General features: G+C 59.7%; 10 protein-coding genes. 5 read left to right on the forward strand and 5 right to left on the reverse strand.

All coding sequences use genetic code 11. The annotated features are described in order from the left end of the window. The first annotated feature begins 185 nt into the window (after positions 1 to 185). The 5 genes from KIT79_00815 to KIT79_00835 all read left to right on the forward strand — a co-directional run bounded on the left by KIT79_00815 (position 186) and on the right by KIT79_00835 (position 7,132). Entirely contained in the window at positions 186 to 2,468 is a 2,283-nt protein-coding gene (locus KIT79_00815; protein ID MCW5827831.1) for an NADP-dependent malic enzyme, read from the forward strand. Between the two features lie 6 nt (positions 2,469 to 2,474). Further along, positions 2,475 to 3,215 (forward strand): alpha/beta fold hydrolase, encoded by a 741-nt coding sequence (locus KIT79_00820; GenBank protein ID MCW5827832.1) that lies wholly within the window; start codon positions 2,475 to 2,477, stop codon positions 3,213 to 3,215. Positions 3,216 to 3,397: 182 nt separating this feature from the next. Continuing rightward, positions 3,398 to 4,330 (forward strand): sulfate adenylyltransferase subunit CysD, encoded by a 933-nt coding sequence (gene cysD / locus KIT79_00825; protein ID MCW5827833.1) that lies wholly within the window; start codon positions 3,398 to 3,400, stop codon positions 4,328 to 4,330. Then, positions 4,330 to 6,264, forward strand: coding sequence for a sulfate adenylyltransferase subunit CysN (cysN, locus tag KIT79_00830; protein MCW5827834.1), 1,935 nt, complete (start codon positions 4,330 to 4,332; stop codon positions 6,262 to 6,264). Before cysD ends, cysN begins: the two co-directional genes overlap by 1 nt. A gap of 142 nt (positions 6,265 to 6,406) precedes the next feature. Then, positions 6,407 to 7,132 carry a PAS domain-containing protein gene (locus KIT79_00835; protein MCW5827835.1) on the forward strand — a complete coding sequence of 242 codons (726 nt, stop codon included), beginning with the start codon at positions 6,407 to 6,409 and terminating at the stop codon, positions 7,130 to 7,132. A gap of 175 nt (positions 7,133 to 7,307) precedes the next feature. On the opposite strand, the gene acsA is transcribed toward KIT79_00835, so the two are convergent. From acsA to pdhA, 5 genes are read right to left on the reverse strand one after another with little or no spacing between them, the layout of a single operon-like run. Next, on the reverse strand, positions 7,308 to 9,077 hold the full coding sequence (gene acsA, locus KIT79_00840; GenBank protein ID MCW5827836.1) for an acetate--CoA ligase: 1,770 nt from the start codon (positions 9,075 to 9,077) through the stop codon (positions 7,308 to 7,310). 13 nt (positions 9,078 to 9,090) lie between these two features. Further along, on the reverse strand, positions 9,091 to 9,336 hold the full coding sequence (locus KIT79_00845; GenBank protein ID MCW5827837.1) for an acyl carrier protein: 246 nt from the start codon (positions 9,334 to 9,336) through the stop codon (positions 9,091 to 9,093). Further along, the gene (locus tag KIT79_00850; protein MCW5827838.1) at positions 9,333 to 10,565 is read right to left on the reverse strand and encodes a 2-oxo acid dehydrogenase subunit E2; all 1,233 of its coding nucleotides are present in this window, start codon (positions 10,563 to 10,565) and stop codon (positions 9,333 to 9,335) included. The genes KIT79_00845 and KIT79_00850 overlap by 4 nt, the downstream gene beginning before the upstream one ends. Continuing rightward, the gene (locus tag KIT79_00855) at positions 10,558 to 11,538 is read right to left on the reverse strand and encodes an alpha-ketoacid dehydrogenase subunit beta (GenBank protein MCW5827839.1); all 981 of its coding nucleotides are present in this window, start codon (positions 11,536 to 11,538) and stop codon (positions 10,558 to 10,560) included. Before KIT79_00855 ends, KIT79_00850 begins: the two co-directional genes overlap by 8 nt. Then, on the reverse strand, positions 11,535 to 12,584 hold the full coding sequence (gene pdhA, locus KIT79_00860) for a pyruvate dehydrogenase (acetyl-transferring) E1 component subunit alpha (GenBank protein MCW5827840.1): 1,050 nt from the start codon (positions 12,582 to 12,584) through the stop codon (positions 11,535 to 11,537). The genes KIT79_00855 and pdhA overlap by 4 nt, the downstream gene beginning before the upstream one ends. Positions 12,585 to 12,621: the final 37 nt, after the last annotated feature.

Below are 12,621 nucleotides of genomic sequence, written 5' to 3' on the forward strand. Positions count from 1 at the left end.
TCTGGAGAGGCCCTGGCACCGGAACGACCCGCTTGTTTGAACCCCCCGGATACGTCCCGTCAAGAGACGCAAACCGGGAGGGAAAACCCCTCCTTGCGCCGGACTCCGGGGGTTTGCTATCTCCCACCGCGACCGGCGGTATCCATTGAATTGGGAATATCGCCCCCTCACCAGAGAAGGCATCCATGAGCATCCGTAACCAGGCCCTCGAATATCACTCCTCCGGACGCAAGGGGAAGATTGAAGTTGTCCCGACCAAGCCCTGCACCACCCAGAGAGATCTTTCCCTCGCCTACACACCGGGAGTGGCGCAGCCCTGCCTTGAAATCGAGGGAAACCCGGACCTCGCCTATGAATACACGGCCAAGGGAAATCTGGTAGCCGTGATCTCCAACGGGACCGCCGTGCTGGGTCTCGGCAATATCGGCCCGTTGGCCGGCAAGCCTGTGATGGAAGGCAAGGGCGTCCTCTTCAAGCGGTTCGCCGACGTGGACGTATTCGATATCGAGATCAAGGCCGACACCGTTGACGAGATGGTCAAGATCATCAGCGCGCTGGAACCGACCTTTGGCGGCATCAACCTGGAAGATATCAAGGCCCCGGAATGTTTCGAGGTGGAGCGGCAGCTCAGCGAGAAAATGAACATTCCGATCTTCCATGACGACCAGCATGGAACCGCGATCATCTCTGCCGCCGCATTCCTGAACGCACTGGAACTGACAGGCCGCGACATCAAGAATACCCGCGTCGTCTTCTCGGGAGCCGGAGCCGCCGCCATTGCCACGGCCCGGCTGTACCATTCGCTCGGTCTTCCCAAACAGAACGTGCTTCTGGTGGACACCAAGGGCGTGGTTTACCGGGGCCGCACGGATGGAATGAACCCCTACAAGGAGGAGTTCGCCGCCGACACGTCCAAGCGGACGCTCGCCGAGGCGATGGAGGGAGCCGACGCATTTATCGGCGTGTCAGTGAAGGATCTCGTCACCCAGGACATGGTCAGGGCGATGGCAAAGACTCCAATCGTGTTCGCCATGGCGAACCCTGATCCCGAAATCACCTATGAATCCGCCACCGCCGCCCGCAGCGACGTCATCATGGCTACGGGCCGGTCGGACTACCCGAACCAGGTAAACAACGTGCTGGGTTTCCCGTTCATCTTCCGCGGTGCGCTGGACGTCCGTGCCAAGGCAATCAACGTGGAAATGAAGCTGGCCGCCGTCCGGGCCCTCGCCGAACTGGCCAAGGAAGACGTACCGGACAGCGTGCTGGCTGCCTACAACGTGAAGCGTCTTTCGTTCGGCAAGGAATATCTCATTCCCAAGCCATTCGATCCGCGTGTGCTCACCTGGGTTGCTCCGGCGGTGGCGCAGGCAGCCACCGAAACGGGAGTTGCCCGGCTTCCACTGACTGATGTCGACGCCTATCGCGAGCAGCTCGCCCAGCGCGTGGACCGATCGCGCGTAATCCTGCGGCCGATCTTCAAGAAGGCCAAGTCCGAGCTCCGCAAGATTGTTTTCCCCGAGGGCGACCATCCTTCCATTCTCCGCGCCGCTGCCGCACTGGTCGAGGACAAGTTCTGCCGTCCGGTTCTCCTTGGACCGGAGAAGCTGATCGAGGCCGGCCTGGAACGGTACGAAGTCGATCCGGCGCAGGTGGACATCATCAACCCCGTGGTAAGCGAGGCCCACAACGCCTACACGAAGGAACTGTGGGAACTGCGCCAGCGGCGGGGCATGACCGAAGTGGAAGCAAGCCGCTGGGTGCGCCGCCGTCTTGTCTATGGCGCATTGATGGTGCGGACAGGCGATGCACATGGCATGGTGGCCGGTGTCACCCGGAACTACCCGGAAGTGATCGAAACGGCTATTGATCTCGTCGGGATCCGTGAACCGCACACCCTTACCGCAGGCGTCTACATGATGGTCCACAAGGGCCAGTCGATGCTGTTCTCCGACGCGCTGGTCAACATGGACCCGACACCCGAGCAGCTTGCCGAGATTACAGAGATCACGGTTAGCGTTGCGCCGATGCTGGGCATCGACCCGCCGCGCGTGGCAATGCTCTCGTTCTCGAACTTTGGCTCTGTCAACAATGCCATGAGCCAGAAGATGCAGCGGGCGGTTGAACTGGTGCGGGCCCGGTGCCCCAGCCTGATCGTGGACGGCGAACTCCAGCCCGACGTGGCACTCACGGCCGAAACGCTGCATGAATACTTCCCGTTCTCACGGCTCAAGGAACCGGCCAATGTTCTGATCTTCCCGTCGCTTTCGGCCGCGAACATTGCCTACAAGCTGGTGCACAAACTGGGTGCGGCCGATTCCATCGGTCCGATCCTGGTGGGCCTGAACCGTCCGGTGAACTGGATTCCGCGCATTGCTTCCCCAGAAGAGATCGTCAAGACGACGGCGATCACGGTCAATCAGAGCCACGAGGCAGAGCAGTTCCACCGCCGCCGCAAGGCGGTGTGAGCCATCATGCACCGGTCATTGAAACTGGTTACTGCCGCCGCACTGCTGCTGGCGGTGCTGGTGATTCCGCTCCATGCCGAGGAGATCCAGATCCGTACAACCGACGGGGTGCTTTTGCGCGGCACCTGGCGGGCCGCCGAAGGCGGCGGTGAACGTACGGCGCTTCTGCTGCACATGCTGGGCAGGACACGTGCGGATTTTGAACCGCTCGCGGCAGAGCTGCTGGCGCAGGGAATATCGTCGTTTGCCATCGACTTCCGGGGACACGGTGAATCGGTCAAGCAGGCGGGATCAGAAGCAGTCCTTAACTACCGGGAGTTTGATCACCTCACATGGCCCGGCATCCTCAAGGATGTCGCACCCGCAATCCAGTTCATCGAATCGAAGGGGGTCACGCGCAGCAGCATCACCTTTGTAGGCGGTTCGATCGGAGCCAACGCGGCAGTGATTGCCGCATCCGGTGACCGGCAGGTCCGGGCGGCGGTTTTGCTCTCGCCGGGCATGGATTACCGCGGCCTTAGGATCGGTGACGCACTGGATGGCTGGGGCAACCGCCCCCTGCTGGTGCTGGCCACAAGTGGCGACACCTACAGCCTGTCGACCGCCCAGAAAATCCGCGACCGGTTCGCCGGACAGAACCGGGTGAAAGTGGAAATCTATCCCGGCCAGACGGCCCACGGAACCGAACTGTTCACCGGCGTGCCGGGCGCAACAAAAAAGATCGCCGACTGGATAGTTGCCAACTAGCTGAACTGGCATCGCCCCGCCACATGGCTGAAAGTTACCGGTAACAGTAACTTGTTGAATTTATTTGGTTTTCCCGTGTGGCTGATGCGAAATGACAACACTCCGCCTGCCCCCTGAGGCTGTGCAGAAAGTGGACGCGGGGCTTCCGGCACGGTAGAAAGAGCCCGGCAGCTGTCCGCCGGATGGCAGTGCCGAAAAACTCCGAGATGAAACCCTACCAGCTTACCCACTTAAAGCAGCTCGAAGCCGAGAGCATACATATCATCCGCGAGGTTGCCGCCGAGTTCGACAACCCGGTGATGCTGTATTCGATTGGCAAGGATTCATCGGTGATGCTGCATCTGGCGCTGAAGGCGTTTCATCCGGGCAAACTCCCGTTTCCGCTGCTGCATGTCGATACCCGGTGGAAATTCCGAGACATGATCAGGTTCCGGGACGAGACGGCCAAACGGCTGGGACTCGATCTGCGTGTCCACATCAACCCCGAAGGAGTCGCCCAGAACATCAATCCGTTCGACCACGGCAGCCAGAAGCATACCCAGATCATGAAAACCGAGTCGCTGCTTCAGGCACTGAACGCCGGCGGATACAACGCGGCCTTCGGCGGTGCGCGCCGCGACGAGGAGAAATCCCGCGCCAAGGAGCGGGTCTATTCGTTTCGTGACCGGTTTCACCGGTGGGATCCCAAAAACCAGCGGCCGGAGCTGTGGAAACTTTACAACGGGAAGGTGAACAAGGGGGAGAGCATCCGCGTCTTCCCGCTTTCCAACTGGACCGAGCTGGACGTTTGGCAGTACGTGTACCTGGAAAATATACCGATCGTGCCGCTCTATTTTGCCGCCATGCGGCCGGTGGTCGAGCGCGAAGGCAACCTCATCATGGTGGATGATGACCGGTTCCGGTTCCTGCCGGGAGAAAAGCCGGTCATGAAGAAAGTCAGGTTCCGTACGTTGGGCTGCTATCCTCTCTCCGGTGCCATCGAGTCAGAGGCCGACACCCTGCCTGCCATCATCCAGGAAATGCTGCTGGCCAAGCAGTCCGAACGCCAGGGACGCATGATTGACTACGACGAGCAGGGCTCGATGGAGCAGAAGAAACGGGAGGGATATTTCTGATGTCCCACCAGTCAGAGCTCATCGAAAAGGACATTGAGGCGTATCTGGCCGAGCATGAGCGCAAGGAGCTCCTGCGCTTCCTCACCTGCGGGTCGGTGGATGACGGCAAGAGCACGCTGATCGGCCGCCTGCTTCACGACACACGGATGATCTACGAGGATCAGCTCCAGGCCATTCACCGGGATTCCCAGAAGGGCGGTTCAGCGGGCGGCGAACTGGACCTCTCGCTTCTGGTGGATGGGCTCAAGGCCGAGCGCGAACAGGGAATTACCATTGACGTCGCCTACCGGTATTTTTCCACCGCGAAACGCAAGTTCATCATTGCCGATACTCCGGGACACGAGCAGTACACCCGGAATATGGTGACGGGTGCCTCCACCTGCGATCTTGCCATCATCCTGATCGATGCCCGCAACGGCATCGCCACGCAGACGCTCCGGCACAGTTTCATCGCCGCGCTGCTGGGAATCCGCCACATCGCCGTCGCTATCAACAAGATGGATGCAGTGGAATATTCCCGAGAGATATTCGACAGAATCCGGGCGAACTATCTGGCCTTTTCCGGCAAACTGGGGATGAAGGACATCGCATTCCTTCCGCTGTCGGCACTCAAGGGCGATAACGTGGTCGAGCGGAGCCGGAATACTCCCTGGTACGACGGACCGGTGCTGATGGAGTATCTTGAAACGGTACCGGTTTCAGACAGTACCGACCTGAAGAACCTGCGCTTCCCGGTTCAGTATGTGATTCGTCCGAACCTCGACTTCCGCGGATTCGCGGGAACAATTGCGTCGGGTATCGTGAAGCCGGGTGACGACATCGTCGCCCTGCCTTCACGAAAGACCTCGCGGATCCGGGCGATCACGACCTATGACGGACCGCTTTCCGAGGCATTTGCAGGCCAGGCACCGGTCATCACTCTGGAGACGGAAATCGACGTGAGCCGTGGCGACATGCTCGCCCACCCCACAAGTATTCCGCATGCCGGACATGACGTCGATGCGATGCTCGTCTGGATGGCAGACGAACCGATGGTCCCCGGACGCCAGTATGCAGCCAAGCATACGACCCGGATTACCAATGCCATCATCAATACGCTCCATTACCGTGTAGATGTGAACACGATGGAACGGCAGCAGGGCTCCACCCTCTCGCTGAACGAGATTGGCCGGTGCGGCGTCACCTTCAGCGATCCCATTGCCTGGGATCCCTACGCAAAGAACCGCACAACTGGCGCCTTCATCATCATTGACCGGCTGACCAACGTTACCGTGGGGGCCGGAATGATCCTGGACCCGGAGATCGGCGATCCGTATTCGGGGGGCGCACGGCTCGACACTGGTCCCGACCGGGCACGGAGCGGCATCGTACCCGTGACGTCCGAAGAGCGGGCGGCCCGTTTCGGCCAGCAGCCGGTGACGGTCCTGCTTACCGGCTATGCCGGCTCGGGAAAGCGCAGCATCGCCAAAGCGCTCGAGCGGCGTCTGTTCGATATGGGCCGTGCCGTGCTGGCGATAGACGGCGACGGAAACTACTCAAACCTGGATCAGTCGCTGGCAGATTCAGCGAAGCTGGCCGCGGGACTCGGCCAGGCGGGGTTCATCACGCTGCTGGTGGCACTGGCACCCACCCGTGCCGGCCGTGAAAGCGCCAGAAGGATTGCCGGCGGCAACTTTATCGAGATATTCGTCTCAGCACCACTCGACATCTGCCGCAACCGCGATCAGCAGGGGCTGTACGTGAAGGCGCAGGTGGGTGATCTGAAAAACTTCCCCGGCGTCACCGGCACCTATGAGGAACCCTCTGCTCCCGATCTCACCATACCGACCTATGAACTGTCCGTAGACCAGTGCGTGACCCGTATTCTGGACTTGCTTCGGGAGCGCAGGCTCCTTGAGGCCAAGCCGGTCACAGCTGGCGGATTCGATATCTGAGACTGAAACCCGTTGCCTGGCTATCGGCAGCGGAACCATGCGCGCCCTTCAGTCTCGTTTGTTCCTGCAGATGACCCATACATCACGTGCCGCGACCTCCTGCCATCAGAAGGAGCGGTCGCTATGAGATCCATCATATGGATTGCTGTGCAGAGGGGATAATGGAGTAATCAGGGTTAGAAGGACTGTGAAACGGCCAGCAGAACCTTGGGTGCTCTTTGCTGATACGGCTGACGGCGTCTGGGCCAGCGGTGCAACGGGTCGAATTCTGTTCTGGAACCCGGCAGCGGAGCGTATCCTGGGATACTCCGCCCAGGAAACCATCGGCCGGCCATGCCGGGATATTTTCTGCGGACGTGACTATAACGGCAACAGGCTTTGCGGCTGGCCGTGCCCCATCAAGATGCAACTCGGCGAGGGAGAACCAGTTCAGCACTTCGACATGCTGACCCATACCAATACCGGAGAACCTGTCTGGCTTGATGTCAGCAGTCTCTCCCTCCCTCGAAAAGGGGGGCGGCCCACTGCAACTGTCCACTTTTTCCGGGACACCACGGTGGCTCACCAGATTGACGGGCTTGTTCGCAACGAACTGGTCCGCTCAAAGCTGTCGACCTCCGTGGTAATCCCGGCGCTGATCAGCAAGCTGACATCAAGGGAACTGCAGGTTCTTGAACTTCTGCGGGCCGGTGCAACAACAGGCGATATCTCCAGACAGTTCTCCATCAGCAGGGCTACGGCGAGAAACCACATCCAGAATATTTTCAGAAAACTCCGGGTCCATTCACGTATCGAGGCCGTTGCCTACGCCAACCGGCTCACCCGGCAAGAGCCCATCGCCGAGGTTCAGCCCTACGCATTGCAGTAATCCGGTCTCAGGCCCGAAGTCGACGTCGATGAGGGTGAATGGACGGTCTACAATGGGAGATGGGCTGCCCAGGAAGACCGGTCCTACGAACGATAGAATAGCCGCCTCAATACGGGCACCGTTCCATCAAACGAGATACTGACTGTCCTTCGCCAGTTTTGGTCTGCCCTCTACGCTAGCTCTGTTCTTCAAGCGTTGAGATGTCCCCTGGCGGAAGGCCCAGTTCCTGCGCTTTCAGGAGCCGCCGCATGATCTTGCCACTCCGGGTCTTGGGCAACCAGTCGCGGATCTCAATTTCGCGGGGAGCAACGGCCGGGCCGAGCCGCTTGCGGGCAAAGGCCATCAGATCGCGCTTCAGATTGTCGTTCGCAATAATTCCCTTCTTCAGCGTCACGAATGCCTTGATGACCTCCATCGCCACGGGATCGGGTTTACCGATGACACCTGCCTCTGCGACCGAGGGATGCTGCATCAGGGTACTTTCAACCTCGAACGGGCCGATGAGATGGCCCGCTGTTTTGATGACGTCGTCGGCCCGGCCCACGAACCAGTAGTATCCATCGGCATCGCGTAATGCGAGGTCTCCCGACAGGTACCATCCGTCGGCAAAACTCTTCCGGTAACGCTCCTCGTTATTCCAGTAACCCCGGAACATGGACGGCCAGCCAGGACGCAGCGCCAGTTCGCCCTGGACGCCGGGTTCGGTGATAATTTTGAGGCTGCCGTCTTCCTGCTTTGCGATCAGAGCCGCCTCGATGCCGGGTAACGGTCGGCCCATTGAGCCCGGGCGGATATCCATGCAGGCATAGTTCGCCACCATGATCCCCCCGGTCTCGGTCTGCCACCAGTTGTCATGGAAAGGCTTTCCAAGCACTCGCTCGCTCCAGACTACAGCCTCCGGATTGAGCGGCTCACCCACACTTCCCATAAACCGGACCCTGGATAGGTCATATTTTTTCACCGGCTCTTCGCCAGCCTTCATCAGCATCCGGATAGCCGTGGGAGCCGTATACCAGACGGTGACTTTTTGCTCCTGAAGAATGCCGTACCACCGGTCCACGGCGAAATCGGCTTCGTCGACAATGTTCGTCACACCGAGCGTAAGCGGCGCGATGATACCGTAAGAAGTGCCGGTCACCCAGCCAGGATCGGCCGTGCACCAGAATACATCGTCTGGATGGAGGTCCAGTGCAAACTTGCCCGTAAGCTGGTGGACCACAACCGCCTGATGGACATGGATAGCACCTTTCGGCGTACCGGTGGTGCCGCTCGTAAAATGGAGAATGGCGGGCATCTCAGGATCGGTCGGACCAATCTCGTAGGAATCCGAAGCGCCGGACATAAGAGTGGCGAAGTCGAGACAACCCGGCTCGCTGACCGCACCCCCTTCATCACTCACGAGAATCACATGCCGGAGCGCCGGAAGCTTTTCCCGAATCTGGGCGACTTTCTTCCGGTACAGGCTCTCGCTGGTGATCAGAACAGTCGCCCCGCTGATCGACACCCGGGTCTGAATTGGTTCCGGGCCGAAAGCCGAGAACATGGGGCAGAAAACGGCCCGGTGCTTCAGGATGCCTATGGCTGAAATATACAGTTCCGGGACGCGGCCCATCAGCACGCAAATCCGCTCTCCTGCCGCAACTCCAAGCGATGCCAAGACATTAGCGAAACGGTTCGACAGTGAGGACAGTTCGGCATAGGTGATATCACGATTCGTCCCGTGCTTCCCCAGCCAGCGGATCGCTGTGTGCCCGGCATTGGAACCGGTCGCATGCCGGTCGGCCGCTTCATATGCGATGTTGAGCCCCCCCCCTCCAGGCAGGCCAGTAACCAGCTTCTTTGCTTCGTCCCATGTGAAGGTCCGTCGGGTGCCATCGTAGTCTTTCAGATTGGCACCGGATCGGTCGCTTTCGGTCTTCCGGATTGGCTGGTAACCCTCAAGCATACCCGCACCTCTGCTAGCCGGCCCGCTTTGCCAGATAGACAATGCAGTTGTTGACGGTCAGGATCTTTTCATAATCAGCTTCGGGAACTTCCACGCCCAGCGCCTCCTTGAGCGCCACGACAAAATTGAGGAAATCCATCGAATCGATATCCAGTTCTTCCCGCATGTCACGATCCGGTCTGAGTGAACCCAGATCGGCATCAGGAGCGATATCGCCCAGGGCTTTCATGATAGCTTTCTGGATATCCTCATTCTTCATCTCAGCTTCTCCGGTTCCTGAAGTATCCGATCAATGGCAACCAGAAGCCGGGCGCCCTGGTGTCCGTCAGTTACCCGGTGATCGCCCGAAAGGGTCGCAGTAATCACCCGGCGTAAAGCTGTTTTTCCGTCTCTCACCCAAGGCCGTTCCATGGGTGCTCCAAACCCGACGATCGCCACTTGCGGCGGGTAAATGACACCAAACAGCGAATCCACTCCCTGATCGCCCAGGCTGGTGACGGTAATGGTGGGATCGGTCATTTCCGAACTTTTCAGCTTGCCGGCCCGGCCCCGTTTCACAAGATCACGGAACCGCTGCATCAGTTCGGCAAGATCAGCCTTGTCGGTGTCGTGCAGTGCCGGAGCGATAAGTCCGCCTCCGCGCAGGGAAATTGCCGCTCCCACATGGATATTTTCTTTCTGAACAGAACGGCCGTCCTCCCAAAGCGCATTGAGTTCCGGAACTTCACGCAGGGCGAGAGCCGTAGCCTTGAGCAGCAGGACAGCATGGATCATCCGTTTTTCCACCGGTAGCTTCCCGTTTTCCGACGTGACCCAGTCGAGAGCAGTAGTGAAATCAATGGCTTGCGAAAGATAATAGTGCGGAATCTCCCGCTTCGACCGGCTCATGGATGCCGCAATGGCCCGCCGCATCCGGACATGTGGCGTATCGGCTTCAATGGCTGGGATAACTGCGGAGCCGGTTCCGGACTGCTTGCTGGAAGCTGCTGCCGCGACATCACGGGCTGAAATGGCGCCGCCGGGGCCTGTTCCAGCCATGCCCTTGAGGCTTAGGCCGAGTTCTGCTGCGAGCCTTGCAGCATAGGGAGATATCCGTAACCGCGACTCTGCCGCGGTGATCTGCGGGCGGTAAGCAGTGGGCGCGGGTGCTGTCGGAGATATTGCTGGAGCTTTTACTGGAGCTGCGGGGGTAGGTTTTTCCGTAAGCATGGCCGCTGGTGCCGGCGGAACCGGAAGAGAGGACTCTTTTTCGGCAGCGGTGCGAATCAGGGCAAGGACCGTCCCGACCGGAACCTTCTGTCCGGGTTCGACAAGAAATCGCTCGATCACTCCATTAATATGGCATTCGACATCCACGGCTGCCTTGTCGGTTTCCACTTCGGCAATGATCTCACCCCGACGAATCGCGTCGCCTGGCTTTTTCCGCCAGGCAACAAGTTTCCCCTCGCCCATGTCGGCGCCAAGGCTCGGCATGACAAACTCAGCCATGACGGCCCAGAATCTCCTGTGCCGCGGCAACAATGTTAGCGGTCTGAGGCAGGGCGGCCGCTTCCATATGCTTGGCGTAGGGCATCGGCACCTCGGCGCTGCAGACCCGGACTACCGGTGCATCCAGATCGTAAAAGGCCTTCTCCATGATCAGGGCGCTGATCTCTCCGGCAAAACTGCCAGTACGCCACATTTCATCCACAACCACGACACGGTGGGTCCGGGATACGGATTCGAGAATTGTCGCCTCATCAAGCGGCCTCAGGACGCGAATATCCACCACTTCGGCACTGATTCCCGCGGTGGTGAGATCATCCGACGCCTGCAGCGCCTTCCCGAGAGAGCCCCCATAAGCGAAGATCGAGACATCCGTACCAGCCCGCCGGATGGTGGAACGACTGATATCAACAGGCTGGAAGGGATCATCCACTTCGCCTTCGACCGGATAGAGCGTGGCATGCTCGAAGATAAAGACTGGATCGGGATCCTCAATCGCGGCAACAAGCATGCCGCGGGCATCGTTTGGTGTGGCCGGAGCCAGCACCTTGATACCGGGCACATGGGCGTACCAGCCCTCAAGGCTGTGGGAGTGCTGGGCGGCGAGCTGGCGGCCGCCACCAGTCGCCATGCGCACGACAAGCGGCACGCTTATCTGGCCGCCCGACATGTGTCTGAGAGCGGCGGCAGAGTTCACGATCTGGTCCAGCGCGAGCATACTAAAATTGACGGTCATGATCTCCACGATGGGACGCATACCACCGATGGCAGCACCAATACCGGCGCCAGTGAAGGTGGACTCCGACAGGGGAGTGTCCCGGATCCGGTCGGGCCCGAATTCGGCGAGCAGCCCCTTGCTGACAGCGAAGGCCCCGCCGTAGCGGCCCACATCCTCACCCATGAGGAAAACCCGCGGATCGCTTTTCAGGACATGGCGGAGTCCCTCCCTGACCGCCTCCCGGTAGGTCATCTTCATGACCGGGCTCCTGCGGGCGTGTAGACATCACGTGTCAGGTCTTCCACCGCTTCCCACTCACCCGACTCGGCGAACCGGACCGCCTCATCGATTTCTGCAGCGACCGATTTCTCAAGTTTTTCCACGTCCACATCGCCAACAAGGCCGGCATTGCGGAGGAGTAGCAGGAACGAAGAAATGGGATCCCGGGTCATCCATTCCGAAACCTCCTCCTTGCTCCGGTAGAGAACCGGATCGGCCATGGAGTGCCCCCGAAACCGGTAAGTCAGGATTTCCAGAAATCTCGGCGTACCGTCCCGGCGAATCGCCTTTGCGTTGCGCTCGACGGCGGCTTCGACAGCCAGCACATCCATGCCATCAACCTGTTCGGCGTGAACCCCGTAGACACGGGCGTGGGCGGCGATGTCACGCACAGACTCATGCCGATCCAGAGCGGTTCCCATGGCGTAGAGGTTGTTCTCGCAGATGAAAAGAACAGGCAGCTTCCAGAGCGAGGCCATATTCATGGACTCATGAAACTCGCCTTCGTCGACGGCACCGTCTCCGAAGAAGCAGGCAGTGACATGCGGCTTCGATTCCATTTTGTCGGCAAGGGCCAGTCCCACTGCAAACGGGATCCCGGCACCTACGATCGCATGGCCCCCATAGAACTTCCGCGAGACGTCGAACAGGTGCATGGAGCCGCCGCGTCCCCGGCTGCACCCGTTTACTTTCCCGTACATCTCCGCCATGACAGTGCCGGGAGAAATGCCCCTTGAAATGGCATGCCCGTGTTCCCGGTAAGTCGCCACAACCGAATCGTCGGAGGTGAGACCGCGCATGGCGCCCACGCAAACCGCCTCTTCTCCAATATACAGGTGCAGAAACCCACGGATCTTGCCGAGGCTGTACAGCTCGTCGGCCTTCTCCTCAAACCGGCGAATCAGCATCATTTCCCGGACCAGCGACAGGGCATGGTCGCGAGAAGCAGGAACCCCCGGGCCCCTTTTGGGGGGCCGGGCGGAAGTCCTTTTCCGCTTTGCCGGCTTTCTCCGCTGGACAGCCATTCTGTTACCCCGTGTTTGTACGCTTCCTTCTTTGTAA

Source organism: Deltaproteobacteria bacterium, from assembly GCA_026129095.1.
Taxonomy (GTDB): Bacteria; JAGRBM01; JAGRBM01; order JAGRBM01; family JAHCIT01; genus JAHCIT01.

Coding starts and splice junctions, on each gene's coding strand:
- KIT79_00815 (MCW5827831.1), top strand. CDS start 186: ATGAGCATCCGTAACCAGGCCCTCGAATATCACTCCTCCGGACGCAAG.
- KIT79_00820 (MCW5827832.1), top strand. CDS start 2,475: ATGCACCGGTCATTGAAACTGGTTACTGCCGCCGCACTGCTGCTGGCG.
- cysD (MCW5827833.1), top strand. CDS start 3,398: ATGGCAGTGCCGAAAAACTCCGAGATGAAACCCTACCAGCTTACCCAC.
- cysN (MCW5827834.1), top strand. CDS start 4,330: ATGTCCCACCAGTCAGAGCTCATCGAAAAGGACATTGAGGCGTATCTG.
- acsA (MCW5827836.1), bottom strand. CDS start 9,077: ATGCTTGAGGGTTACCAGCCAATCCGGAAGACCGAAAGCGACCGATCC.
- KIT79_00845 (MCW5827837.1), bottom strand. CDS start 9,336: ATGAAGAATGAGGATATCCAGAAAGCTATCATGAAAGCCCTGGGCGAT.
- KIT79_00850 (MCW5827838.1), bottom strand. CDS start 10,565: ATGGCTGAGTTTGTCATGCCGAGCCTTGGCGCCGACATGGGCGAGGGG.
- KIT79_00855 (MCW5827839.1), bottom strand. CDS start 11,538: ATGAAGATGACCTACCGGGAGGCGGTCAGGGAGGGACTCCGCCATGTC.
- pdhA (MCW5827840.1), bottom strand. CDS start 12,584: ATGGCTGTCCAGCGGAGAAAGCCGGCAAAGCGGAAAAGGACTTCCGCC.